Annotated in this window: 28 protein-coding genes and 1 pseudogene; 17 read left to right on the forward strand and 12 right to left on the reverse strand. The window is 61.7% G+C overall.

What is annotated here, in order from left to right; genetic code table 11:
• The first annotated feature begins 44 nt into the window (after positions 1 to 44).
• Complete coding sequence (locus ACVWYO_RS23550) at positions 45 to 1397, forward strand: IS1380 family transposase (protein WP_457348490.1); 1353 nt, start codon at positions 45 to 47, stop codon at positions 1395 to 1397.
• 237 nt (positions 1398 to 1634) lie between these two features.
• On the opposite strand, the gene ACVWYO_RS23555 is transcribed toward ACVWYO_RS23550, so the two are convergent.
• The gene (locus ACVWYO_RS23555) at positions 1635 to 1883 is read right to left on the reverse strand and encodes a helix-turn-helix domain-containing protein (protein ID WP_457355348.1); all 249 of its coding nucleotides are present in this window, start codon (positions 1881 to 1883) and stop codon (positions 1635 to 1637) included.
• A 744-nt stretch (positions 1884 to 2627) separates the two neighbouring features.
• On the opposite strand from ACVWYO_RS23555, the gene repC reads away from it, so the two are divergent.
• The 7 genes from repC to ACVWYO_RS23590 all read left to right on the forward strand — a co-directional run bounded on the left by repC (position 2628) and on the right by ACVWYO_RS23590 (position 7798).
• The gene (gene repC, locus ACVWYO_RS23560) at positions 2628 to 3980 is read left to right on the forward strand and encodes a plasmid replication protein RepC (RefSeq protein WP_457355350.1); all 1353 of its coding nucleotides are present in this window, start codon (positions 2628 to 2630) and stop codon (positions 3978 to 3980) included.
• Between the two features lie 223 nt (positions 3981 to 4203).
• The gene (locus tag ACVWYO_RS23565) at positions 4204 to 5103 is read left to right on the forward strand and encodes a replication initiator protein A (RefSeq protein WP_457355352.1); all 900 of its coding nucleotides are present in this window, start codon (positions 4204 to 4206) and stop codon (positions 5101 to 5103) included.
• 774 nt (positions 5104 to 5877) lie between these two features.
• Positions 5878 to 6186: a hypothetical protein gene (locus ACVWYO_RS23570; protein WP_457355354.1), complete on the forward strand. Its 309-nt coding sequence runs from the start codon at positions 5878 to 5880 to the stop codon at positions 6184 to 6186.
• 51 nt (positions 6187 to 6237) lie between these two features.
• The gene (locus tag ACVWYO_RS23575) at positions 6238 to 6534 is read left to right on the forward strand and encodes a single-stranded DNA-binding protein (protein ID WP_457355356.1); all 297 of its coding nucleotides are present in this window, start codon (positions 6238 to 6240) and stop codon (positions 6532 to 6534) included.
• Positions 6535 to 6729: 195 nt separating this feature from the next.
• A complete protein-coding gene (locus ACVWYO_RS23580; RefSeq protein ID WP_457355358.1) occupies positions 6730 to 7212 on the forward strand; it encodes a DUF2726 domain-containing protein in 483 nt (160 codons plus the stop codon).
• The gene (locus ACVWYO_RS23585) at positions 7209 to 7385 is read left to right on the forward strand and encodes a hypothetical protein (RefSeq protein ID WP_457355360.1); all 177 of its coding nucleotides are present in this window, start codon (positions 7209 to 7211) and stop codon (positions 7383 to 7385) included. Before ACVWYO_RS23580 ends, ACVWYO_RS23585 begins: the two co-directional genes overlap by 4 nt.
• 170 nt (positions 7386 to 7555) lie before the next feature.
• Positions 7556 to 7798 (forward strand): hypothetical protein, encoded by a 243-nt coding sequence (locus ACVWYO_RS23590; protein WP_457355362.1) that lies wholly within the window; start codon positions 7556 to 7558, stop codon positions 7796 to 7798.
• Between the two features lie 400 nt (positions 7799 to 8198).
• Here the strand turns inward: ACVWYO_RS23590 and ACVWYO_RS23595 are convergent, their stop codons facing one another.
• A complete protein-coding gene (locus ACVWYO_RS23595; RefSeq protein ID WP_457355364.1) occupies positions 8199 to 8456 on the reverse strand; it encodes a hypothetical protein in 258 nt (85 codons plus the stop codon).
• A 244-nt stretch (positions 8457 to 8700) separates the two neighbouring features.
• Between ACVWYO_RS23595 and ACVWYO_RS23600 the strand changes: the two are divergent.
• The 3 genes and pseudogenes from ACVWYO_RS23600 to ACVWYO_RS23610 form a co-directional block, all read left to right on the forward strand.
• Positions 8701 to 8871 (forward strand): annotated as a pseudogene (locus ACVWYO_RS23600) (transposase); the annotation flags it as partial.
• An 816-nt stretch (positions 8872 to 9687) separates the two neighbouring features.
• Positions 9688 to 9960: a type II toxin-antitoxin system Phd/YefM family antitoxin gene (locus ACVWYO_RS23605; protein ID WP_457355366.1), complete on the forward strand. Its 273-nt coding sequence runs from the start codon at positions 9688 to 9690 to the stop codon at positions 9958 to 9960.
• Positions 9878 to 10372, forward strand: a complete 495-nt coding sequence (locus ACVWYO_RS23610; RefSeq protein WP_457355368.1) for a hypothetical protein — start codon at positions 9878 to 9880, stop codon at positions 10370 to 10372. The genes ACVWYO_RS23605 and ACVWYO_RS23610 overlap by 83 nt, the downstream gene beginning before the upstream one ends.
• Before the next feature lie 248 nt (positions 10373 to 10620).
• Here ACVWYO_RS23610 and ACVWYO_RS23615 read toward each other — a convergent pair whose 3' ends face one another.
• The 3 genes from ACVWYO_RS23615 to ACVWYO_RS23625 all read right to left on the reverse strand — a co-directional run bounded on the left by ACVWYO_RS23615 (position 10621) and on the right by ACVWYO_RS23625 (position 13110).
• A complete protein-coding gene (locus ACVWYO_RS23615) occupies positions 10621 to 10944 on the reverse strand; it encodes a hypothetical protein (protein ID WP_457355370.1) in 324 nt (107 codons plus the stop codon).
• Entirely contained in the window at positions 10941 to 11624 is a 684-nt protein-coding gene (locus ACVWYO_RS23620) for a ParA family protein (protein WP_457355372.1), read from the reverse strand. The genes ACVWYO_RS23615 and ACVWYO_RS23620 overlap by 4 nt, the downstream gene beginning before the upstream one ends.
• Positions 11625 to 12099: 475 nt before the next feature.
• Positions 12100 to 13110, reverse strand: coding sequence for a hypothetical protein (locus ACVWYO_RS23625; protein ID WP_457355374.1), 1011 nt, complete (start codon positions 13108 to 13110; stop codon positions 12100 to 12102).
• Positions 13111 to 13230: 120 nt separating this feature from the next.
• On the opposite strand from ACVWYO_RS23625, the gene ACVWYO_RS23630 reads away from it, so the two are divergent.
• Both ACVWYO_RS23630 and ACVWYO_RS23635 read left to right on the forward strand, forming a co-directional pair.
• Positions 13231 to 14373 (forward strand): tyrosine-type recombinase/integrase, encoded by a 1143-nt coding sequence (locus tag ACVWYO_RS23630; RefSeq protein WP_457355376.1) that lies wholly within the window; start codon positions 13231 to 13233, stop codon positions 14371 to 14373.
• Positions 14374 to 14982: 609 nt separating this feature from the next.
• Complete coding sequence (locus ACVWYO_RS23635) at positions 14983 to 15480, forward strand: MucR family transcriptional regulator (RefSeq protein ID WP_457355378.1); 498 nt, start codon at positions 14983 to 14985, stop codon at positions 15478 to 15480.
• Between the two features lie 158 nt (positions 15481 to 15638).
• On the opposite strand, the gene ACVWYO_RS23640 is transcribed toward ACVWYO_RS23635, so the two are convergent.
• From ACVWYO_RS23640 to tnpB (ACVWYO_RS23660), 5 genes are all read right to left on the reverse strand, one after another.
• Entirely contained in the window at positions 15639 to 16031 is a 393-nt protein-coding gene (locus ACVWYO_RS23640) for a response regulator (protein ID WP_457355380.1), read from the reverse strand.
• A gap of 10 nt (positions 16032 to 16041) precedes the next feature.
• The gene (locus ACVWYO_RS23645) at positions 16042 to 16419 is read right to left on the reverse strand and encodes a hypothetical protein (RefSeq protein WP_457355382.1); all 378 of its coding nucleotides are present in this window, start codon (positions 16417 to 16419) and stop codon (positions 16042 to 16044) included.
• Between the two features lie 307 nt (positions 16420 to 16726).
• On the reverse strand, positions 16727 to 16951 hold the full coding sequence (locus ACVWYO_RS23650; RefSeq protein ID WP_457349023.1) for a hypothetical protein: 225 nt from the start codon (positions 16949 to 16951) through the stop codon (positions 16727 to 16729).
• Positions 16951 to 18597: an IS66 family transposase gene (tnpC, locus tag ACVWYO_RS23655; RefSeq protein ID WP_457355585.1), complete on the reverse strand. Its 1647-nt coding sequence runs from the start codon at positions 18595 to 18597 to the stop codon at positions 16951 to 16953. Before tnpC (ACVWYO_RS23655) ends, ACVWYO_RS23650 begins: the two co-directional genes overlap by 1 nt.
• A gap of 49 nt (positions 18598 to 18646) precedes the next feature.
• On the reverse strand, positions 18647 to 18823 hold the full coding sequence (gene tnpB / locus ACVWYO_RS23660) for an IS66 family insertion sequence element accessory protein TnpB (RefSeq protein ID WP_457355384.1): 177 nt from the start codon (positions 18821 to 18823) through the stop codon (positions 18647 to 18649).
• Positions 18824 to 18904: 81 nt separating this feature from the next.
• On the opposite strand from tnpB (ACVWYO_RS23660), the gene tnpA (ACVWYO_RS23665) reads away from it, so the two are divergent.
• The 4 genes from tnpA (ACVWYO_RS23665) to ACVWYO_RS23680 are packed head-to-tail and all read left to right on the forward strand — an operon-like array spanning position 18905 to position 21504.
• Positions 18905 to 19246 (forward strand): IS66-like element accessory protein TnpA, encoded by a 342-nt coding sequence (tnpA, locus tag ACVWYO_RS23665; protein ID WP_457349615.1) that lies wholly within the window; start codon positions 18905 to 18907, stop codon positions 19244 to 19246.
• Positions 19243 to 19584, forward strand: coding sequence for an IS66 family insertion sequence element accessory protein TnpB (gene tnpB, locus ACVWYO_RS23670; protein ID WP_457349022.1), 342 nt, complete (start codon positions 19243 to 19245; stop codon positions 19582 to 19584). The genes tnpA (ACVWYO_RS23665) and tnpB (ACVWYO_RS23670) overlap by 4 nt, the downstream gene beginning before the upstream one ends.
• 49 nt (positions 19585 to 19633) lie before the next feature.
• Positions 19634 to 21280 (forward strand): IS66 family transposase, encoded by a 1647-nt coding sequence (tnpC, locus tag ACVWYO_RS23675; RefSeq protein ID WP_457355587.1) that lies wholly within the window; start codon positions 19634 to 19636, stop codon positions 21278 to 21280.
• Positions 21280 to 21504 (forward strand): hypothetical protein, encoded by a 225-nt coding sequence (locus ACVWYO_RS23680; protein WP_457349023.1) that lies wholly within the window; start codon positions 21280 to 21282, stop codon positions 21502 to 21504. Before tnpC (ACVWYO_RS23675) ends, ACVWYO_RS23680 begins: the two co-directional genes overlap by 1 nt.
• Here the strand turns inward: ACVWYO_RS23680 and tnpB (ACVWYO_RS23685) are convergent.
• Positions 21497 to 21721: an IS66 family insertion sequence element accessory protein TnpB gene (gene tnpB, locus ACVWYO_RS23685; protein ID WP_457355386.1), complete on the reverse strand. Its 225-nt coding sequence runs from the start codon at positions 21719 to 21721 to the stop codon at positions 21497 to 21499. The two genes, ACVWYO_RS23680 and tnpB (ACVWYO_RS23685), sit on opposite strands and share 8 nt — an antisense overlap.
• The gene (gene tnpA, locus ACVWYO_RS23690; RefSeq protein ID WP_457349615.1) at positions 21718 to 22059 is read right to left on the reverse strand and encodes an IS66-like element accessory protein TnpA; all 342 of its coding nucleotides are present in this window, start codon (positions 22057 to 22059) and stop codon (positions 21718 to 21720) included. The genes tnpB (ACVWYO_RS23685) and tnpA (ACVWYO_RS23690) overlap by 4 nt, the downstream gene beginning before the upstream one ends.
• Positions 22060 to 22342: the final 283 nt, after the last annotated feature.

The raw sequence follows: 22342 nt of genomic DNA on the forward strand, positions 1-22342 counted from the left end.
CTTACGCCATCCCTCTGCTCCAGACAGAAAGTGCCACGACCGCCATGGCTGACGATAGCGGGTTCTCCTTTACCTTCCCAGCCATTCGTGGTCGAAAAATCACCGCCGCGTTCGACGGCGGTCGGCTGACGTCGGACGGCGGCGTGCTACTGCTCGCACAGGCCGAGCGGCGGTTGGGGATCGCGGATCGGCTCGCCGCCTGCATCGCTGATCCGCGCGATCAGGGTCGGGTGATCCACCGGGTCGCCGACATCTTGCGCGCCCGCATGCTGGCGATCTCGTGTGGGTATGAAGACGCCGACGATCTCGACACCCTGCGGCATGATCCAGGGTTCAAGCTGGCGCTCGGCAAACTGCCGGGTGATCCGTTCGGGCTGGCCAGCCAGCCGACGATGAGCCGGTGGGAGAACGCGCCGACTACGCGCGAGTTGATCCGTCTGACCGGCACGCTGGTCGACCTCTATTGCGCGAGCTACCCCGTGCCGCCTGCGGCGGTGACGCTCGACATCGACGATACCGTCGACGTCGTACACGGCGCGCAGCAGCTCTCCTTCTGGAACGGGCACTACGGCGAGCGTTGCTTCCTGCCGATCCATGTCTACGACACCGCTACCGGGCGGCCGGTTGCGATGCTGCTGCGCACCGGCAAAACGCCGTCGGGCAAGGAAGTCGCCGGCCATGTTCGCCGGCTCGTGCGACGTATCCGTCGCCACTGGCCCGATACCCGGATCACGCTGCGCGGCGATGGTCATTACGGTCGGCCAGAGCCGATGGCCTGGTGCGAGGCGAACGGCATCGACTACATCTTCGGGCTGCCCGGCAACCGCACGCTCCACGCCGATCCCGTCATCGTCCGGGAAGGCGATGCCTGCGCGACCGACCGGGCATTGCAGGGACTGGTCGAACTACGGCGTTACGCAGAGACGCGCTACGCTGCGAAAACCTGGGGGAATACCGAACGTCGCGTCGTTGCTCGCATCGAGGCGAGCAGCCTCGGCCTCGACATCCGCCTCGTTGTCACCTCGCTTGCCGAGGGCAGCGCTGAACGGATCTATGACACGCTCTACTGCGCTCGCGGCCAGGCGGAAAACCTGATCAAGCTGCATAAAACGCAGCTGAAGAGCGACCGAACCTCCTGCTGCTCGGCCAACGCCAATCAGATGCGGCTCATCCTTCACACCGCCGCCTACTGGCTGATGTGGGCCGTGCGGCACGCTATGCCCGCAACCGCCACGCTCCGCACCGCCGAGTTCGCGACCATCCGCCTGCGGCTGCTCAAGGTCGCCGCGCGCGTCGTCGAAACCGCCAGCCGCATCCGCATCGCCTTCGCCAGCGCATACCCCGATGCCGCACTGTTCCGATCCATCGCGCTCAATCTGCGCACCGCGGGCCCATGATCGATGCGGCAGTGGCCGCCTAACGAACCCCGCCCATCAACTCCGCCCCAACCTGTGAAACCGCGATGAGACAGGCGCTTCGGACCCATGCGCCCTGCCTGCGGCTATACGACGCCTGCGCTAACCCATCGGCTGAGAAACGCTGCCGGTGAATAGATCAGGTTAGCGACCGCCCAGGGAATGATTCCGCCGTCGAACTGGATTGGGCTTTCACTTTCGATTTATCAGGTCTTCGACTTACGCATCGTCAGGGCGGAACAGATCCCAAACCTCCATATCCACCGCAGCCGCCAGTTTAACGATCAGGTCCAGAGAGGGATTTGCGCGACCTCTCTCGATCGTCGACAGATACCCGATCGTAATTTCCGTGCGCTTGAAAATGTCGGTCTGTGTCAACCCGAGCGCTTTCCGACGTGCCTTCAGACGCGCGCCAAACCGCTGCGCGGCAGGCTGGATGATCTCCTCTAGGTGGAGCCTCGTCGTCATTTAGAAATGTCTCGCGCCGCTCGATCACGGCCACGGGTCCGTGTCCATTTTGTTACAGTATACCTCGGCGCGGCTAATTAATGAAAGCTCAGAATCGCCAAACGACGCTCGTGATGGACGACCGCCGGCGGTTCAATATTACGGCCACCGCTGCGCGCCTGCGAGACGACGTTGCACTATTTGTTGCCCGTGCGACCCAGCCTTTGCGGCTTCGACATCACGCCTACCTTCAGGCCGATCACCTAGGGTCGGAGATAGTACGGGAGGGGTGAGTGTGCGTCCCGACGCGACGAATTTCGAACTATCTGAGACGGATCCACGACGATCTGCCCGAAAGCACGAGTCCGGTCCAAATAGCAAAATGGACGCGGGGAACGATGTGCTCGAAAGCACGAGCATTTCCACGGCGATCTGCCCGATAGCACGAGCATAACAACACGCCACCTCCGTTCCCTGCCCGTAACAATCGTCAAGCGCGACATCTCTCGATCCGGCCCTCGGGGTGATGGGATGCGGCGCGCCGCCGGTTGGTAACGCACACCCAGCCGGTGCCATCGACGTGTGAGGGAGACGCCGTGCTGACATGAAAAACCCGGCGCAAGGCCGGGCTTTTCCGAGGTGCTCACTAGGAGCGAGGTGACAATCACTTCCTAGCGAAAACACCCAACCTCCACAAGCGGAACGCGCATTTTGCGCGGCGATGCTGTGTGTCCGCACGGGCTCCAAAAGGGGAGTTACCGACCGATGACCTATGCCTATCATCCAGGGGCGGGATTTCGCCGCTTCGACGGTGCGGCGGCGGAGGCCGAGCAGCTCGCACAGGCCTTTCAAGGCCTGCCCGAAGGCCATGGGCCCGGCCAGGCACTTGCCGCCTTCAAGCGGGCAGCCGCGTATCTCGCCATTCCTCCGAGCGTAGTGCAACTCGTTGACGTGCTTTTCGCCTGGACGAAGCCGGAGGACTGGCGGTCCGCCTCGACGCCAATCGTCTGGCCGCGCAACGATAAGCTCGCGCGCAAATTGGGGTTGAAGGTGAGGCAAGTGCAGAACCTACTCGACCGCGCTATCGCGCTCCGGCTCATAAGCCACAAGGACAGCCCCAACGGGCATCGCGGGGGCGCTAGAGCGGCGGATGGCACGATCAAGTGGGCTTACGGCATCGTATTGGCTCCGATTGGGACCCGACTTGAGGAGTTCAGGGCAATTGCGGCGCGCGGCGCGCGCGAAGACGAAGAGATCGATGGATTGAAGCGCCGGCTGACGGCCGCCCGTCGGCGTACGGCAAGCCTTGCCCAGGCCGCGCTGGATGACATGGTACTTAACACTGGCGCCGATGAGGAGCTTGCGTTGGCGCAGAGCGCGGCGCGGCAGATGCGAAATGTTCGCGATATAGCGTTATTAACTGGCTGCGTAGAGCAGATCGAGCAGCGCGGTCGGGCATTGGAGAGTAAGGTCGCTGCCATACTCCTCGAGCGCGAAGCGCTCAATCAGCTTGTTGAAATACCAAATAGTGCACCCACGGATGTGCATGATTGCACGCACTCTACAACTACAATTCAACCCCGAACTGCTAAAGCAGTTACAAGTAACGGCTCGGCGAAAAGCAGTAGCGGGGATTACGATGTGGGATCAGCGCTTCCGCAATCAGAGGTTGAGGAGGATCTGGAGAAGCACGGCGTCGATCCGGATTTTATCGAATCCGTGACGCCTGAACTGTGCAGTTCCCTTGGCCTTGGTCGCCGCGGCTGGGGAGAGCTAATCCACTTGGCTGAGCAACTCGCTGACCAGAACCATATCCATCGCCACGCCTGGCACGAAGCCTGCAGAATTATGGGGCACCGGGGCGCTGCCGCCTCGGTTATTGCGACCGTTCGCAAATATCAGGTCGGTGAGGTGCAGAGGCCCGGTGCCTATCTCCGCGGCATGACCGGGCGCGCCGCCAAGGGCGAGCTCAACCTCGGGCGCACCTTCCACGGCCTGAAGGATCTTCGCAAGGCGGGAGCCATGCGCACGATGCAGGCCGGGGGTGACCCAAGGCCTTTTGGTGATCTTGCTCGGCGCGCCATCAGTCAGTTCGTGCTTTCGGGCAGATCGTCATGATCGGCCAGTATCACGTGCCCCGCCGACGCGGCCGAGACGATCTGCCCGAAAGCACGAGCCCTTCCGTTCTGCCCTGCGGGCAGGCACGCTGAGGTGCGACGGATTAATGCGGCGAAGCCCCACATGACTCGTGCTTTCGGGCAGATCATCGTCGTTAGGCGATGCGCGGCATGCGAAACGAAGCTAGTATCGCGTGATAAGAATCAGGCGCCAAGGGATCGGCATGAGCAAGCAAGCCATCGTCACACGCCAGGGCAATTTGTTCGAGCCCGACAGCCCGCTTCACGGCAAGGTTCGCGGTGAGCGGAGCGTTATGGACTTTCCTTTCTTCGCGCTTTCCAAGGTGCCGGTTGAGAAAGAACTTGAGTTCAAGATCGGCAAGCTGAGCATCCAAATCAGACCGAGCGCGACCGGGATCGCCACGATGTACGACAAGGAGATCATCCTCTACGTCGCGTCGCTGATGGCCCAAGCGATCAGTCGGGGCGAGGAAGTTGACCAGAACTTTACCTTCACCGCGCATGATTTTTTCCGCATTACCGGGGTCCCCCGCCCCTCGAAGCGCGATTATGATCGTTTCACCGACGCCTTGGAACGCCTGCAGGGCACACAGATCAAGACCAACATCCAGACCGGCGCCAAGATTGAGAAGGGTTGGTTTTCATGGCTGTCGGAAGCGACGGCTGAATATGCAGTCCTTCCCAATGGAGAACAGCAACTGAGAGTCGTTAAGGTGCGGCTTTGTCCATGGCTGCATCGCGCCATCCAGCTCGACGGCCATATTTATCACTATCATCACGATTACTTCCGGCTCGGCACGATCGAGCGCCGTCTCTATGAGATTGCGCACTGCCACTGCGAAGGAGAAGAAATCGAGTTGCCAATTGAGCTTCTGTCGCGAAAGGTCGGTTCGACCGCGGAAGCTTCGAAATTCAAGCAGCATTTGAAAGCGGTGCAAGCCCGTGATGACCTCCCCGAGTATAAGCTATCGCTCAAGGAAGTCGCGCAAAGCGAACCTCGTCTCGACACGCGGGGACGCCGGGTGACCAAACTCGACACAGTTGTGGTGCTGACACCGCGTAATCGTGTACCGGTCTCTCACCTTGAGATCCAGGCGGCATGATACTGCGCGGGGACAGCCAATCTTCGCCTAGCGCTGGTTCCGCAGTTCGATAGCCAGCACTATCTGCGTCTGAAGAAAACCTGTTGGTGACGACCCGGCGTTCATTGAACGACCGAACCGCATAAATAGGCACGTCATACAAAGGTGCAACTGTCGGTCGACCCACGAGGTCCGGAGTGTCCCGGGGGCAGCATGCGGCTTTCGTCTTGCTCAGATGTCTCTCTTCATTCTCGTGTGTGCGCGATTTTCCGGTTCCCGCTTGATGACGCTGAGCGTCTTGACGCGGGATCAATCGAGCGTTCAAATTAATGCTGTCCATATTTGTCTAATAAGATAATAATGACGGAATGTGGGATCGACACCGCACGACACAGATTACGGCGCGCCCTTGCAGAGGCTGGCCCGCCCTACCCTGCCGATCTGCGATCCTCGCGTGAGGGGCCCCGCGCGATCCTGGGGGGCGCCGCAATTCTCGCAGCCATTGTCCTGTGGCACCGTTCTCCAAGCGATCACCGCACCTCAAACACGAACCCTTTCGGTTGCACTGCGCGCTGAGACGGTTCGATCTGCGATGCGGTCGCCGGCCTGTCTAAGGTTGCACACGACCCGATCTTGACGGGAAACCGCGCGAACCCTCTTCCCCCGGCCGAGACACCCGGCGCGATCGACCCCGCGATCACTCAGGCTAACATCGACGACACGATTTGCCGCCCAGGCTACGCCCGGGCGGCCCGTCCCAGCTATGCGGTCACCGGCCAACTGAAGCGGCGTATGATGGACGCGCAGCACCCCGGCGAGGCGACCGCCGATTTCGAGCTGGATCACTTGATCCCGATTTCGATTGGCGGCGCGCCGCTCGACATGCGCGACCTGTGGCTTCAACCGCGGCAAGCCCAGGCCAATGCCGGCGACAAGAACGTCCTCGCCTATGTGCTGTGGCGCTTAGTCTGCACGCATCAGGTGCCGCTCAAAATCGCCCAGCACGACATCAGCCACGACTGGACGAGGGCATATCAGCCCTACGCGACGCCTGAGAATATCCAGAAATATCACTTCCGACACACCGAACAGGACCGCGACTAGCGATCCCCGGCCGCGCGCATTCAGCATTTCACTTCAGCCAAGGAGACTATGATGCCCCAGAATATCGCAGAGTTCCGGATCATTGGCCGGATCGGCAAGATCACATCGCGCGAGAAGGTGAAATACGTCAGCGTGGCCGCCAATTATAACCGGCGTGACGGTGAGGAATGGAAAACCGACACCCACTGGAACAGCGTCGTGTGCTTCTCCAACGTCGCCTCCCAGGTCGATAGTGCCGCCAAAGGCGACCTGGTTCATATCACGGGCCGCGCCCGCGAAAGCCAGCATGGCGAAGCGAACGACACGTCATATCGGACGGAGCTGATAGCCGATACATTTCGGTCCTGACCAAAGCCGAGACCGAGGAGAGTTGATGGAACGCGGGGGCGGCCTTCGGCACAGCTCTATCGGTGCTACGCCCCGACCGAGCCCGCACGCGGTCTCGGCCCATTCGGGTCAGGATCCTCGCCTAGCCGGGAAGATGCGCATCGTGCGCGCCCTCCCGGCTCTCGCACGAAATTTATCCGCACCGTGACGCACGTTATGCGCCCCGAACTGCTTCTCGCCTCGCTGGTCGCCGTCGTCCTGGCCGCGATCGCCAAAGCAGTTTCACGCACGCCCCGCGTACGCGCCAAGGCCTTGCTCACCGAACGGGAGCGCGTTGCCCGAGGGATCAACGAGCGCGTCCTGCCCCATTCCCGCGTCCATGTGCAGGTCTCGATGGCCGCGCTCTTGCAGCCCAAGGGCGGCTTTGGTCGCAGCGAGGCGACGCGCACCCGTTGTACGTTCTCACAAAAGATCGTTGAGTTCGTGATCGAAGACCGTTCATCCGGCGCCATCCTTGCGCTGGTAGAGCTGGACGATCGCAGCCACGACGCCTCCCGCGATCGGCAGCGTGACCCGATGATCGCTTCGGCCGGCGATCGCACAATCCGCATGTCCGCTGGAAGGCTCAGCATGGACGATATGGCCGCACGGCTTCAGTCGCTCCACCCAACCGCAGCGAGACCGAGGATTAGGGCATGACAGCACAGATCGAAGCTGAATGGCTCGCCCATCGTCTCTCGACGATGCGGCGACTCAAAAAGCCGACGCTCCCGCAGTCGATCATTCTAGAGCTTGCCGAGTTGGCAGAGCTGATGCCGACCGACAGGAGGCGTCTGTGGGGAGAACTGCTCATTCGTGTCGCGGCAGTATGACATGGGTGCGGCGATCGCCTCAAGGATGCGCGGTTCCCCCAATTTGGCTCACGCAAATCGGCTCCCCCACGCCCCGCTGGCGCGGCCGCTTACGCGGTCCCTGACCCGATCGCCCGGAGCCCATGTCTCGGCACTCCCGCACAAATTCGTGCGACTAACGGGAGAACGCTATGCAGGTTGATCTGTATCAAACACTCAAATCCATCAACGTTCCAGACGATCAGGCAAAGCTGGTGGTAGCCAGCATCGAGGAGTATATCGACGACATGGTTGGAGACGCGACAAAGCCGCTTCAAGAGAAGATCGACGGCCTGCAACGGTCGCTCGAGACGCACATGAAGACCCAGACCTGGGTCATCAGCATCGTCGGCTTCACCATCGTGGCCCTGACCGCGATCGGAACGCTGGTGTAGATCCTGCGACACTGACGCAAAGGGGGGCTTTACGCCCCCTTTTTTTGCTCACAGTCCGATGTTGGTGGCACCATGCCTGCCCACCCCCTACCGCGGGTCGCGGCCGTCAGCCTGACGGTCGCAAGGAGGTGATTCATATAGACACTGCAACTGTAATAGCACTGGTACTCGGCACCGCGACGCTCGTCGTCGCGATCATCAGCCTGATGGTGAAAATCATCGATCTGACGCGCCACTAGGCCGAGTTGGGGACTCCCGGCGCTGGAACGCCGGGCGTCCTTAAACAATTTGAGCCCCGAACGCTGGAACGTCCGGAGCTCAGGATGTGATTTATAGACTCAGACTGTAGTAGCCCGACCCATATACGCTGCAATCCTTACCGCTTCAAGAACCCGATCGATCAGCCCCGCGCAGTCCGCACAGGCGGCAGCTCCTCGAACGCCGTCACCAGTTCCGGATCACGCAGCAGCGTCGTCCACTTACCCCCATAGGTCCGCGAGGCCAGATAGAAGGTCGCGCTGACGCATTCGACCATCCGGCACCGCTCCAGTTTGTCGATCAGCGAGTAGCCAGGGCCATGCCGCGCCACGATGTCGTGGAGGTCAGCCCGCATCAACGTCCCGCAGCCACAGCAGCGCGTCCGGACCAGGGCGTTCATGCGCAGCATCTCGCCGGCGCTCTCCATCCAGCGGGGCCACAGGGCAACAATGTTGGCAGCCGTATCCATAACCTAACGATACGCCGCGATCGGCGCGGTCGTCCAGCATAAGCCTTGCGGAAATGATCTCACCCATGGTCGCCAATCAGAGGGTGTTCAGGCTCTCAGTCCTCGCCGGGGCGTCCGCCCGCGCAAGCCCGCAAGCGGGCTTCTCCACTCCGTTTCGACCCTACGGGTGCGCTTAACCGCAACGCTCCGCACCGCCGAGTTCGCGACCATCCGCCTGCGGCTGCTCAAGGTCGCCGCGCGCGTCGTCGAAACCACCAGCCGCATCCGCATCGCCTTCGCAAGCGCCTGTTTCGATGCCGCGCTGTTCCGATCCATCGCGCTCAATCTGCGCACCGCGGGCCCATGATCGATGCGGCAGTGGCCGCCAAACGAACCCCGCCCATCAACTCCGCCCCAAACTGTAAACCCGCGATGAGACAGGCGCTTCGGACCCATGCGCCTTGCCCGCGGCTACCCGACCCCTGCGCTGACCCATCGGTTGAGAAACGCTGCTGGTGAATAGATCAGGCTAGGGTGCGAAACTCACCAAAGGAAATGTCTTCGTTTGCTGCCCGCCCAGGCCAATCGCCGGGATCGCCGATCAGCAACAGCGGCGACACGGAGGCTATGCGTCCTTTGAGCGCTAGCTCCATCCCTTGCTGGATCAGGCTGTAGGCGTTCGCGGGCGCCGGCTGCGCACGTGCCCAGTATTCCGCTCTATTCGTCGCGTCGTCGTCGACCCCATACTACAAGGCCTCGTCATAATCGGCGAGCGACTGCAGGGCGATTTGCCACGCAAGGTAGATCTGGTTGAGGCCAGCAGCCTGGAAATTGGCCGGGTTGGGAATGACCACGATCATCGCTGGCAGCTTATCGGAGCGGCCCCTAATCCACCACCATCATTCTAGCGAGAATGACAATTATCATTAGAATGATTTGCCAGTCTACGTCCGTTTTGCCGTTCTTGACGATTATCCGGATCTTCCCTATTTACCGGATCATCGGACCCGCGAGGGTTCGTGTGCTCCGAAAGCGTGAAACCGCAGAAACTCGCAAACGCATCAGATCCTGAACCATCCGATCCCAACGACACGCAGATATCGAAACGCTCGAAACCGCTCACGCATCAGATCCTGAAACCGATCCTCACACTGAACCTAAAACCGCATTGGAGCATCAGCTCATGTCGAAAAGCATGGAAGTCGTCCCCTCGGGCGAACTGCAGAAGCAGTTCGGCCGCTACTCCGATGAGGCGATGATCCGCCCGGTGGGAGTTAGCCGGAACGGCCGCGTGCGCTTCGTCATGGTTCCCGTCGATGAATATGAGCGCCTGCGCCGTCGTGAGCGTGTTGCAGGTCGCGTGGAGGATCTTGATGACGAAACCCTCGAAGCCATCCGTGCCGTCGAACCAGGGCGCGGGTCTGAAGCGGCCGAAGAAAGGCTCAACGCTTCCTGAGCCTGGCGAGGTTCTGAACTACAGCTACCTGTGGGAATACGAGTTCGCCAACGGTCGTGATGAAGGCGTCAAGGATCGGCCGGTTGCAGTTGTGTTGGTGACGCAGGCGAAGGATGGGATCGATCAGGTTCACGTCGTGCCGATGACTAGCAAGGCCCCTGCCCGCAACCAGTTGGCGATTGAAGTGCCTGAAGCCATCCGGCGTGATCTCGGACTGTCGGGAGACCGATCGTGGATCGTCATCACTGAATGGAACCGGTTCTCCTGGCCCGGGTACGACATTCGCCCCGTTCCGGGACGAGAGCCATCGGTGAACTACGGCTATCTGCCAGCGAGCTTCTTTCGTAAAGTGCGCGACGCCATCGTTGCCGCAGGGATCGGGCGACCGGTCGACCGAGACGGCCCAGGGTGACTGGCGGGGGGCACCGCTACCTTCGCCTTGCCTTCGACCACTCCCAAACGTCGGCAGAAGCCCCTACCCTTGCGAGGTGGCACTGCAGCGGCCTCCGCAAACCGTAGGCCCCGCGGTCTTATGTCGCAGGTTCCGCCAAGATCTTCCGTAATGGATGGGTTCCGGACACGACAAACAGCCGATCCAACAGCCGTGCCCTGTCGTGTCCGTATGTCTAGTCCGGAAGGCGCCGTAACCGAGCCCTTCGGTCAGTGGCCTCGCTCCTCAGCGAGATCGAGAAACTTTTCGAGAGCCTCCCAATACGCGATCCGTTCCCGGTCGCAGTAATCGATCAACCGCTCCATCACGCGAACGGGGCCTTTAATGCTGATTTGGTGCTGGGGCTCGCCTTGCATTGCGGTGCGTCGACGTCGCGGCAACGTGGCGGGCACCGATGGCTTGATGAAGCCATGATCTCGGCCGATCGTGTCGATAGTAGCGCTCTCCGACCGATCTTGCGACGCCGTCTGCGGCCGAGGCGCGTTTGGCTTTATATCCGACAAGTCACCAAGGCCGAGGTCAATCTTGCTCATGCTGCGTGCTCCTGAGCCTGCTGCTGATTTCTAATTTCTTGAGTAACTTCAGCCACGAAAGCTGCGGCGTTGTGCCGCGCCTTATCTGTGCCAGCGGCCTCGTCGGTAAGTTCCCAAAGAGAGCGATAGTGGGTGAACATTGCCCTGAACGCAGCCCTGTCATTCAAGGCAATGCGAAACGTGGGGATGTCTGCGTCGCGGAATTGCGTCCGGATTTCCCGTTCGTCGCGCGTGGCTATCGCCGGGTTCACTCGAGTGAAAAGCATCCGATAGGGTATCGTACGGCGAAGCGCCCTGCCCTCGTCGATGACAAGTTTGATCGCCCGACTAGCCTGACGGGCGTCGACGGGGGACGCTTGAAGGGGAATGATGACGAGGTCGGTTCTCGAAATGGCGCGAGACATCGCTAAATTCGCCGTGCCTTCGAGATCGACGATAACGAACTGGCTTCGTGTCGCGGTGTCCTCGATCGCATCCAATATTTCGTTGTCCGAAGGCAGCTCACGACATGAGAACGCTCCGGACCCGGCATTTTTGGACCAGTTATAAAGCGTTCGGTTTGGATCGCCGTCGATGACGGTCACGCTGGCGCCGGCTTGAGTGAGTCCGCTCGCGAGGATCAGTGCCGACGTGCTTTTGCCGACACCGCCTTTTGGGCTCGCGAAGCTTATGATGGGCATAAAGAACCTCTCAGATTTGTCATTCGCTGGCCGCCTGAGCCAGCTTCCTAAAATGCATGGGTTGCCTTCGGTACCCACCGCCGCACTTGCAATTAGTAGCATCGGCTTCGGTCGGCAAGACAACGCTACGGTTCTCTATGGTACCAAACCTCTTGCGTCCCATCAGTATACTACCAACACCATTGGACCGCATTGGTACCAACGCCACCGGACCGCACTGGTACCCACGCCACCGGACCGCATTGGTACCAACGCCACCGGACCGCATTGGGACCAACGCCATTGGACCGCATTGGTACCATCGCCAACCAATGTCAACGCAGTCAAAGTGTATGGCTGGGTAGCAATTCCATGGCTTGCCAACCGAGTGGTACCATCATGTACTAAGTTAGCGCTTAAAAGAATCTAGGTGAATCAACGAGATAGGCGCAAGACAGGATGATAATTTTGCACCGATAGACGCCGGCAGGCCAGTCTAGGTCGGTCTTTCGGACGAAAATCGGGTGTCAAATTCCGCCATCTCACGATCGAAGTTCTGCAAGATCGAGTTGATGTCTGCGGGTGGGATATCCAGTGTGGGACGGGATCGTGGTCGTCCTTTAGGCGGAGCGATAAAGCCGAGCGCGATCGCCAAATCAGGAACGACATATGTCCGCCAGGAGCGTCGGCCACTTACCTCCAGTATCAGTGCTAGCGATGCAGCTCGGTTAAGAAGTTTCCCTGCGCCAGAGAGTGAAAGTTTGAGGTGTCGCGCCACACTCTCCGGCGATTGGACAGGCGCCTGCATCAGTAACGCGACCAGTCGCTTTAAGGCAGTCGGGCGAGCCTCATTAGCCAGAGCCGTTATGGCGAGCACGTGCCCATCTTCGATGGCGATTAGTGCCTTTCGGCCTTTCAGCGCTGCGGCTTCCAAGCCGCGCAAAATACGACGTGAAGATGGCCCGTGGTCCCGGGGAGCGAAGAGGAGTCGACGATCACCCTCAACCAGGCAGGGTAGGGGGCGCTCCGTCAGGCCGAGCCGATGAAGAAAGACCGGCAACGATAGCCAGGCATCGATCGAGCGCTCGGCCTTCAGATAACCTGCTTGAAGAGCAAGCGCGCGTACCAGCATCGGCACAGGCCGGCCCGACTGCTCCGAGGTAGGGCTAAAGGGGAGGTCCTCCGCCCAATGCCGGCCAACGGCAACAAGCCGAGCGTGCCACGGAGCGAAGTGCGCAAAGCTATCATCAAGCGTGTGACGGCGGGGTCGATGGGGAATGGAAACACCCGATCCCCAAGAAAATACATCAACTTCGTCAATCTCGGTGCCGGCTAGCTGCAGTGCCCGCGTATAGCCCACCCAAGCCGCACGGAGGCCCCATGCTTTTGCGGCGGAACTGGCGGAAACATGAGCATCCAACCGCCCAATTGCCACGCTCGCTCGCTCGATCAAAACGGCAATCGGCTCAACGTCGTCCCCGGGATCAGATGATTTTTGATCTAGCATATGACCCCGATAGTAGCCCAAACTTCGACCTTCCGTCTATGTTGCCCAGGTGATCGGACGTGATAATAAAAGGTTATCGCGACCCTAGCGTTTTCGGGCTGGCTGAGGTATCCGTAAACGATGGCTGCAAATCCGTCGTTCCAGGTCCGCAAAAGCTCTGATCACCCCTTGGACGTCATCGTGGATGAGGTGACCGCGCTCGCGCCGCAACGCCGATTGGTCGATCCGCAAATCGTAGAGGCCGCAGCCCGCGCTTGGTCGAGGAATACAATCCGAGCCTTCCTGTCCGACCTACGCCTGTGGGACCTCTGGTGCCGACGGTCCCATGTGCAGACCGGAACTGCGACCGCGCAGACTGTCGCTGGCTACGTCCGGGCTCTCTCTGGCGAAGATGTCAGCACCGAGGCGGCACGCGCTACTGAAGCGCGCTCGGCCGCGACGATCGCGCGCTACCTGGTCCATATCGGCTGGGCCTACCGCATGGCGGGACGCGAGGACCCGACCGCGGCGCCCCTGGTTCGCCTCGAGCTTAAAGCCGCGCGCAAGGCCGTAGGGGTACGGCAGACCCAGGCGCGGGCAATCCGCTTCAAGGGTGACGTGACAGATCTCGATGGGCCTGCGGCCGGCGTGTCACTCACCGCGCTGATCAAAGCCTGTCGGAAGGATATGCTCGGTGCGCGGGATGAGGCGCTTCTCCGGGTCGCTTACGATACTGGCTGTCGCCGCTCCGAGCTGGTTGCGATCGACCTCACCCATATCGACGGGCCCGATGGGGAGGGGGCGGGCACCCTGCTAATCTCGAAGAGCAAGACCGACCGAGAAGGGCAGGGGGCCCACGCCTATCTATCGCCCGCAACAATGCGAGCGATCGATCGCTGGCGCGACAAGGGCGGGATCGACAAGGGTCCGCTGTTCCGGCGGGTGGAAACCTATTTTGACGGTGCTGTGCGGTCGGTAGGTCAAAGTGCGCTGCACCCCGGCACGATCGGAATCATCTACAAACGTCTTGTCCGCCAGGCGTTCGAAAAGAAGCTGCTCGGTGCCATGGGCGAAAAAGAGGTTGAACGCTGGGTCGCAGCGGTCTCCAGCCACTCGATCCGGGTCGGCGTCGCGCAGGACAATTTTGCGGCCGGTGAAAGCCTGCCGGCGATAATGCAGGCCTATCGCTGGCGTGATCCGAATACCGTAATGCGCTACGGCGCCAAGCTTGCGGCCAAGAGCGGCTCCAGCGCCAGATTGGCCAAGCGGTTCGCAGCCGACTGAGTTGAATGCGCACGGTCGCCTCCCGTATCGATCCGACCGCAGGCGACCCCTTTGGGTGACGGCAAGGTGAGACTTTCTTGTCGTTCGCGTCAGCGGGCGCGGTGGACGTTCCAGCCAGGAGCCGATCCAACCCGCATTTCTAAGACGCCGCGGTACCTTATCTGGACATATCTAGACGGTAGCAGCCTACCGGCTGGAAAAGCCCAGGTCGAGACATCGGGGCTCGCAGCCAGCGTCGCTAGCGGAACAACGTCAAAAGAGGTAAATCGGCGCGATGGCTGACGAACCAAAATTGTACCGAGCGCGTGCAGACGCCGCGCGTGCAGAGGCGGAGATCGCCACTTTACCTAACGTTCGCATCCGGGCGCTTGGATCGGCCGCGCGGTGGGACGAAATGGCCCAGCGTGCTGAACGTGTTCAAAGCCTCGCTGCGGAACGATATACGCACTCAGGAACTGAGCGAGCGCGATAGATCCGTCTGTCCTATTTCTGCCTTTGAGCGCGGCTTAGCTGTCTGATAATAGCGAACGGGCTGACCCACGTACCTGTGACGTTAAGGGTGATCTTTACTGAGGTCTCGCTACATCCGCGCTTGGAAGGAAATTCGCATTGACTGACGAAACTACAAACACCGTTGAACTGGCTACCGAATTGACGATGGCATGGCTGTCGAATCCAAACACGCGCACCTCGGCAGAGGACGTCCCGGCATTCTTGAAGTCAATGCACGATGCCGTGATCGGCCTCTCGACTGCATCGGTCGAAGCTCCGACCGAAGACGCCGCTCCTGAATTTACCGCCGCGGTTACTGCGCGGAAGTCGTTGGCCAATCCCGATGTCATTATCTCGATGATCGACGGCAAGCCCTACAAGACGCTGACGCGGCATCTCTCGTCCAACGGTTTGACGCCTGCTGAATATCGCGCGCGTTATGGTTTGAAGGGCGATTATCCGATGACAGCGCCGTCCTACTCGGCAATGCGTCGGGAGATGGCGAAAAAGATCGGTCTCGGCCGAAAGCCAGGACAGAAATATCCTGCAAAAACCGGGACTACCGCTTCGGAACCGAAGCGCGGCCGGCCGGCGAAGGTGGTCGAGTCCGCTTGAAACGACAGGCGGTGAGTATGCTTGCCATGTTCACCGCCGTTCGATCCAGCACACCGAACGGACGACGGTTCGTCATTGGTCGGAAAAGAGGTCGTCATCGATGTTGCAAAAGGGGTCCCTTTCGCAACGCCAATTAACGGCTCGATCTGGTGGTACGGTCAGACTGCTTTACCTTTAGCCGCCTTGCGCAGGACACGAAGAAATCCTGGCAAATCCGACAAGAATCTGGCTTTGTCGAAACAGGCGGATGCGCCGTGTTTCAGTGCCTCGCCGGCTTCTACGCTATCGATCTTGGTAGCGGACGAGACTACGACGATCGGTGCGTGCGATTGGCTTGCAAGCTCGTCGAGAAACGCAAGACCGCCGGTTCCTGGCATTGCCAGATCAAGCGTGACGACGTCGTGGGATATGTGATGCATCATCGTCCGTGCTTCATCCACAGACGATGCGATACCGGCCACATCGAACTCTGGGTTTTTAAGCAAGACCTGCTCCATCATCGCTCGAATGGTAACAGAGTCATCAATTATCAGGACTGCCGTTTTTGACATATCACTCTCATTAAGCCGGTGCCGGACCGGCCTTGCCGGTAATCCAATCTCTAGCGAGCACCATAGAAGTGAAAACTTTGGCGCTTTTATCAGCTTCCTGTTTAGCCTCCAGTTTGGCCAACCCAGTCGCTGTTACTACAGCCGTTCGATCGGCATGAAGGTGACCTAGTCCCAATACCATCGATCGCAAAGCCTCCGCTACTTTAGGAGGTTGCGGTCCGCTTGATCGGACATCGATGATGAATAATGTCGGCGAACCGCAGAGATGGAGCTTAACCAACTCGCGGCGAAGATCAGCCTCGTAAGAAATTACTGTGCTCAACGACCAAACCCCCGTCCGGGTAGCTGTCAGCAAAGAAATATTGGTTTCAAGTCTAAACTCGAACACGCGCACTCTCCTGTAACCGGACCGTTTTTTGGTTTCTCTGTCGCCACGCCGTCATGACCGGTTGTGGTGCTGGTGGAAAATACGCTAACCCAAGCCATTGTAAAGCGCTGGGAGCACGAGGAGGTGATCGACCCCATGCAGGCTCGCCTCGACTGCCGGCCCGATGCCATGCGGGTCACTGCGTACCCTAATGTCCGATCTCCCAAGGTCTCTATTCCCCGATTTCGGCTGCAAAGCTGCCAGACCGCTGTCCACCAAACCCGGTCGTTCCGTATCCATCCGGCGAAGGCCGCGCAGCCAAGCTATCTTACATAAGCTGCGAGCGTCGTTCATCGAGCATTTCGTTGAGGCGATCGAGGCCCCAACGAGTGAACGCGGTGACGGACTCGGCTGTTTCGTCGAGGCTGTCGATGATGCTGAGGCAGCCGTCCTCGGGTGACATTTGTTCGGCCAGTTCCTCAATGAGATCGAGATCAACACAGAGTCGGAGTGCGGCGTAGCGACTGGTGAACACCATGGACGGGGCGGCCATCAGGCGGCTTTTGCGACCTGGTTCGAGGGTGACCAGTTCCAGGGAAGGAGTTCGTCGAGCCGGGCGGCGGGATGATCGGCGATACGGGCGAGGACGTCGGCGAGCCATGCCTGCGGATCGACGTTGCTGAGCCGCGCGGTCTGGATGAGGGTGTAGAGGATCGCGGCACGCTGCCCGCCACGATCGGAACCGCAGAACAGCCACGCTTTGCGGCCGAGCGGGATGCAGCGAAGCGTACGCTCGGCGGCGTTGTTGGAGAGGCAGACCCGGCCATCGTCGAGGAACCGGGTGAACGCACCCCAGCGCCGCAGCATGTAGTTGATCGCCTTGGCGAGGTCGTGGTTGCGCGACAACGTCGCGTGTTGGGCGGTGAGCCAGGCCTGAAGCTCGTTCATTGCCGGCGCGCTGCGCTGCTGCCGCGCGGCCAGGCGATCGGCGGGAGGCTTGCCGTTGATCTCACGCTCGATGTCGAACAGGGTATCGAGCCGTCGCACCGCCTCAAGCGCGATCGGGTAGATCATGCCGGCGTGTTCGCCGCGGCTCTTCTTGCGAGCGGCACCCGCGACATCGGCGAGCTCGAAGAACTTGCGCCGGGCGTGCGCGAAGCAACCAGCCTCGCGCACTGAACCGGGCAAGCGCCCGTCTCGATACAGCGCACCATAGCCACCATAAGCGTCGGCTTGCAGGATCCCGGACCAGGTCGCGAGATGCGCCTGGGGATGTTCGCCGCGTCGGTCGCGTGAGTAATGGAACAGTGCTGCCGGCGGATCGGCACCGGCGAACGGCCGATCATCGCGGACGTACACCCACAATCGACCGACATCGGTCTTGACCTTGGCCATGACCGGCACGGTCGTATCGTCGCCGTGCAGCCGCTCGGCGGCGAGGACATGCGCCTCGATCCGCTTGTAAAGCGGCGTGAGCGCAAAGGCGGCCGCGCCGACCTGATCGGCGAGCGTGGAGACGCTGAGCGGCACGCCTTCGCGGGCGAACCGTTCGGCCTGGCGGTTCAGCGGCTGGTGCTGCCCGTACTTCTCGAACAAGAGCATCGCGAGAAAGCTGGGTCCGGCCCACCCGCGCGGCACGACATGGAACGGTGCCGGCGGTTGGGTGATCTTCTCACAGTCCCGACAGGCGACCTTCTCGCGCACGGTCTGAATGACCTTCCACGCGCGCGGGATCACCTCGAGCGTCTCGGTCACATCTTCGCCGAGCTTCGACAGGCGCGTGCCACCGCAGGCCGCGCACGCGCACGGCGCTGCGATGACCACGCGCTCGCGCGGCAGATGGGAGGGGAATGGCTGGCGCGCCGGTCGCTTGCGCTCGAACGAGGCGACGCTGGTCGCCTTGGCGGCGGCGACTTCGGCGACGAGGCCGTCCGTGCCGGCGTCCGCTTCAAGGTCCTCGAGTTGCAGCTCCATCTGCTCGAGCAGACGGCGGCTGCGCTCGGCGCTTGGGCCGTACTGTTCACGCCTGAGCCTGGCGATCTGCAGCTTGAGGTGCGCGATCATCGCCTGGGTCGCGCTCTCGCGCGCCGCGGCGGTGGCAAGGCGCGCCTCGGCCTCGTCGGCGCGCTGGATCGTTGCAGCAAGCAGCGCCTTGAGCGCTGCGATATCATCCGGAAGAGGCGAAATGACGGCTTCCACGACGGAGAGTGAATCATCCTCCACGCCCTCATGCAAGCCGCAAAATGCGCTATCCCGCGCTCGCCGGGCGCCAGCTATGCTGCGGATTACGCCAGTCTATCCCGTCGAGCAGGCAGGCCAGCTGCGAGCGCGTCAAGGACACCACGCCATCCTTCGCCGAGGGCCAGATGAAGCGGCCGCGCTCGATCCGCTTGGAGTAGAGCGATGCGCCGATCCCGGTAGCCATCCGGCGGGGGCCGCCTTGCTGATTGTGAGCTGGAGCTAGAGGACGTCCTTACAGTCGCACGTAAGGACGTCGGTTTCGATCATGGTGCAGGTAACGATACTGGCGGGACCGGAGCGTCGCCGTCGCTGGAGCGATGAGCAGCGCGAGCAGATTGTCGCAGAGGCGTTTCAGTCGGGCGCGCGGGTCTGCGACGTGGCGCGGCGCCATGACGTTGCCCGCAGCCAGATCTACGAGTGGCGGCAAGTGATGCGGCGCCAGGCGGACCCGGCCTTCGTGCCGGCGGTGCTGGTGGATGAGCGACCCCAGCAAGTGTGCGAGCCCGTTGTCGCTGCCGTTTTCGATCTGCCCGATGGCGGGCGGCTGAAGATCTTTGCTTCAGCGTCACCGGCTCTGGCGGCGGCGGCCTTGAAGGCGATGCGATGATCCCGTCGGATGCACGGGTGTGGATCGCGATGGGCCACACCGATATGCGCAAGGGGATGCAGGGTCTGGCGCTGCTCGTGCAGCAAGGTCTGGGCCGCGATCCGCATGGCGGCGACCTGTACGTGTTCCGAGGCCGTGCCGGATCGTTGGTGAAGATCATCTGGCACGACGGGATCGGCGCATCGCTCTACTCCAAGCGGATCGAGCGCGGCCGCTTCATCTGGCCCTCGGCGAAGGATGGCGTGGTGTCCTTGACGCGCTCGCAGCTGGCCTGCCTGCTCGACGGGATAGACTGGCGTAATCCGCAGCATAGCTGGCGCCCGGCGAGCGCGGGATAGCGCATTTTGCGGCTTGCATGAGGGCGTGGAGGATGATTCACTCTCCGTCGTGGAAGCCGTCATTTCGCCTCTTCCGGATGATATCGCAGCGCTCAAGGCGCTGCTTGCTGCAACGATCCAGCGCGCCGACGAGGCCGAGGCGCGCCTTGCCACCGCCGCGGCGCGCGAGAGCGCGACCCAGGCGATGATCGCGCACCTCAAGCTGCAGATCGCCAGGCTCAGGCGTGAACAGTACGGCCCAAGCGCCGAGCGCAGCCGCCGTCTGCTCGAGCAGATGGAGCTGCAACTCGAGGACCTTGAAGCGGACGCCGGCACGGACGGCCTCGTCGCCGAAGTCGCCGCCGCCAAGGCGACCAGCGTCGCCTCGTTCGAGCGCAAGCGACCGGCGCGCCAGCCATTCCCCTCCCATCTGCCGCGCGAGCGCGTGGTCATCGCAGCGCCGTGCGCGTGCGCGGCCTGCGGTGGCACGCGCCTGTCGAAGCTCGGCGAAGATGTGACCGAGACGCTCGAGGTGATCCCGCGCGCGTGGAAGGTCATTCAGACCGTGCGCGAGAAGGTCGCCTGTCGGGACTGTGAGAAGATCACCCAACCGCCGGCACCGTTCCATGTCGTGCCGCGCGGGTGGGCCGGACCCAGCTTTCTCGCGATGCTCTTGTTCGAGAAGTACGGGCAGCACCAGCCGCTGAACCGCCAGGCCGAACGGTTCGCCCGCGAAGGCGTGCCGCTCAGCGTCTCCACGCTCGCCGATCAGGTCGGCGCGGCCGCCTTTGCGCTCACGCCGCTTTACAAGCGGATCGAGGCGCATGTCCTCGCCGCCGAGCGGCTGCACGGCGACGATACGACCGTGCCGGTCATGGCCAAGGTCAAGACCGATGTCGGTCGATTGTGGGTGTACGTCCGCGATGATCGGCCGTTCGCCGGTGCCGATCCGCCGGCAGCACTGTTCCATTACTCACGCGACCGACGCGGCGAACATCCCCAGGCGCATCTCGCGACCTGGTCCGGGATCCTGCAAGCCGACGCTTATGGTGGCTATGGTGCGCTGTATCGAGACGGGCGCTTGCCCGGTTCAGTGCGCGAGGCTGGTTGCTTCGCGCACGCCCGGCGCAAGTTCTTCGAGCTCGCCGATGTCGCGGGTGCCGCTCGCAAGAAGAGCCGCGGCGAACACGCCGGCATGATCTACCCGATCGCGCTTGAGGCGGTGCGACGGCTCGATACCCTGTTCGACATCGAGCGTGAGATCAACGGCAAGCCTCCCGCCGATCGCCTGGCCGCGCGGCAGCAGCGCAGCGCGCCGGTAATGAACGAGCTTCAGGCCTGGCTCACCGCCCAACACGCGACGTTGTCGCGCAACCACGACCTCGCCAAGGCGATCAACTACATGCTGCGGCGCTGGGGTGCGTTCACCCGGTTCCTCGACGATGGCCGGGTCTGCCTCTCCAACAACGCTGCCGAGCGTGCGCTTCGCTGCATCCCGCTCGGCCGCAAGGCGTGGCTGTTCTGCGGTTCCGATCGTGGCGGGCAGCGTGCCGCGATCCTCTACACCCTCATCCAGACCGCGCGGCTCAGCAACGTCGATCCGCAGGCATGGCTCGCCGACGTCCTCGCCCGTATCGCCGATCATCCCGCCGCCCGGCTCGACGAACTCCTTCCCTGGAACTGGTCACCCTCGAACCAGGTCGCAAAAGCCGCCTGATGGCCGCCCCGTCCATGGTGTTCACCAGTCGCTACGCCGCACTCCGACTCTGTGTTGATCTCGATCTCATTGAGGAACTGGCCGAACAAATGTCACCCGAGGACGGCTGCCTCAGCATCATCGACAGCCTCGACGAAACAGCCGAGTCCGTCACCGCGTTCACTCGTTGGGGCCTCGATCGCCTCAACGAAATGCTCGATGAACGACGCTCGCAGCTTATGTAAGATAGCTTGGCTGCGCGGCCTTCGCCGGATGGATACCGATCCCGTCGTGCCAGATGATCTTCACCAACGATCCGGCACGGCCTCGGAACACGTACAGGTCGCCGCCATGCGGATCGCGGCCCAGACCTTGCTGCACGAGCAGCGCCAGACCCTGCATCCCCTTGCGCATATCGGTGTGGCCCATCGCGATCCACACCCGTGCATCCGACGGGATCATCGCATCGCCTTCAAGGCCGCCGCCGCCAGAGCCGGTGACGCTGAAGCAAAGATCTTCAGCCGCCCGCCATCGGGCAGATCGAAAACGGCAGCGACAACGGGCTCGCACACTTGCTGGGGTCGCTCATCCACCAGCACCGCCGGCACGAAGGCCGGGTCCGCCTGGCGCCGCATCACTTGCCGCCACTCGTAGATCTGGCTGCGGGCAACGTCATGGCGCCGCGCCACGTCGCAGACCCGCGCGCCCGACTGAAACGCCTCTGCGACAATCTGCTCGCGCTGCTCATCGCTCCAGCGACGGCGGCGCTCCGGTCCCGCCAGTATCGTTACCTGCACCATGATCGAAACCGACGTCCTTACGTGCGACTGTAAGGACGTCCTCTAGCTCCAGCTCACAATCAGCAAGGCGGCCCCCGCCGGATGGCTACCCTGAAACAGAACCTAGATTGTCAGAACCCCGTTATTGTCCGACAACCTAGGAAGGCAGGGCGACCACAGTTCTATGAGCGTCCGCCCGCGCGACTATGTCGGCGGTGCGGGCCGCTACCGTTATCGGACCAATATTTGAACTCGCACGATGTTCGCAGTCGTCGCTCGGCAAGTCGCAAACCCTGTTCGCGGA

Source organism: Sphingomonas sp. UYP23 (genome assembly GCF_054059235.1).

Bases quoted from the DNA above. Each gene is read 5' to 3' on its own strand.
- ACVWYO_RS23550 (WP_457348490.1), top strand. From the start codon at position 45: ATGGCTGACGATAGCGGGTTCTCCTTTACCTTCCCAGCCATTCGTGGT.
- ACVWYO_RS23555 (WP_457355348.1), bottom strand. From the start codon at position 1,883: ATGACGACGAGGCTCCACCTAGAGGAGATCATCCAGCCTGCCGCGCAG.
- repC (WP_457355350.1), top strand. From the start codon at position 2,628: ATGACCTATGCCTATCATCCAGGGGCGGGATTTCGCCGCTTCGACGGT.
- ACVWYO_RS23565 (WP_457355352.1), top strand. From the start codon at position 4,204: ATGAGCAAGCAAGCCATCGTCACACGCCAGGGCAATTTGTTCGAGCCC.
- ACVWYO_RS23570 (WP_457355354.1), top strand. From the start codon at position 5,878: ATGGACGCGCAGCACCCCGGCGAGGCGACCGCCGATTTCGAGCTGGAT.
- ACVWYO_RS23575 (WP_457355356.1), top strand. From the start codon at position 6,238: ATGCCCCAGAATATCGCAGAGTTCCGGATCATTGGCCGGATCGGCAAG.
- ACVWYO_RS23580 (WP_457355358.1), top strand. From the start codon at position 6,730: ATGCGCCCCGAACTGCTTCTCGCCTCGCTGGTCGCCGTCGTCCTGGCC.
- ACVWYO_RS23585 (WP_457355360.1), top strand. From the start codon at position 7,209: ATGACAGCACAGATCGAAGCTGAATGGCTCGCCCATCGTCTCTCGACG.
- ACVWYO_RS23590 (WP_457355362.1), top strand. From the start codon at position 7,556: ATGCAGGTTGATCTGTATCAAACACTCAAATCCATCAACGTTCCAGAC.
- ACVWYO_RS23595 (WP_457355364.1), bottom strand. From the start codon at position 8,456: ATGAACGCCCTGGTCCGGACGCGCTGCTGTGGCTGCGGGACGTTGATG.
- ACVWYO_RS23605 (WP_457355366.1), top strand. From the start codon at position 9,688: ATGTCGAAAAGCATGGAAGTCGTCCCCTCGGGCGAACTGCAGAAGCAG.
- ACVWYO_RS23610 (WP_457355368.1), top strand. From the start codon at position 9,878: ATGACGAAACCCTCGAAGCCATCCGTGCCGTCGAACCAGGGCGCGGGT.
- ACVWYO_RS23615 (WP_457355370.1), bottom strand. From the start codon at position 10,944: ATGAGCAAGATTGACCTCGGCCTTGGTGACTTGTCGGATATAAAGCCA.
- ACVWYO_RS23620 (WP_457355372.1), bottom strand. From the start codon at position 11,624: ATGCCCATCATAAGCTTCGCGAGCCCAAAAGGCGGTGTCGGCAAAAGC.
- ACVWYO_RS23625 (WP_457355374.1), bottom strand. From the start codon at position 13,110: ATGCTAGATCAAAAATCATCTGATCCCGGGGACGACGTTGAGCCGATT.
- ACVWYO_RS23630 (WP_457355376.1), top strand. From the start codon at position 13,231: ATGGCTGCAAATCCGTCGTTCCAGGTCCGCAAAAGCTCTGATCACCCC.
- ACVWYO_RS23640 (WP_457355380.1), bottom strand. From the start codon at position 16,031: ATGTCAAAAACGGCAGTCCTGATAATTGATGACTCTGTTACCATTCGA.
- ACVWYO_RS23650 (WP_457349023.1), bottom strand. From the start codon at position 16,951: ATGGCCGCCCCGTCCATGGTGTTCACCAGTCGCTACGCCGCACTCCGA.
- tnpB (WP_457355384.1), bottom strand. From the start codon at position 18,823: ATGGCTACCGGGATCGGCGCATCGCTCTACTCCAAGCGGATCGAGCGC.
- tnpA (WP_457349615.1), top strand. From the start codon at position 18,905: ATGGTGCAGGTAACGATACTGGCGGGACCGGAGCGTCGCCGTCGCTGG.
- tnpB (WP_457349022.1), top strand. From the start codon at position 19,243: ATGATCCCGTCGGATGCACGGGTGTGGATCGCGATGGGCCACACCGAT.
- ACVWYO_RS23680 (WP_457349023.1), top strand. From the start codon at position 21,280: ATGGCCGCCCCGTCCATGGTGTTCACCAGTCGCTACGCCGCACTCCGA.
- tnpB (WP_457355386.1), bottom strand. From the start codon at position 21,721: ATGATCCCGTCGGATGCACGGGTGTGGATCGCGATGGGCCACACCGAT.
- tnpA (WP_457349615.1), bottom strand. From the start codon at position 22,059: ATGGTGCAGGTAACGATACTGGCGGGACCGGAGCGCCGCCGTCGCTGG.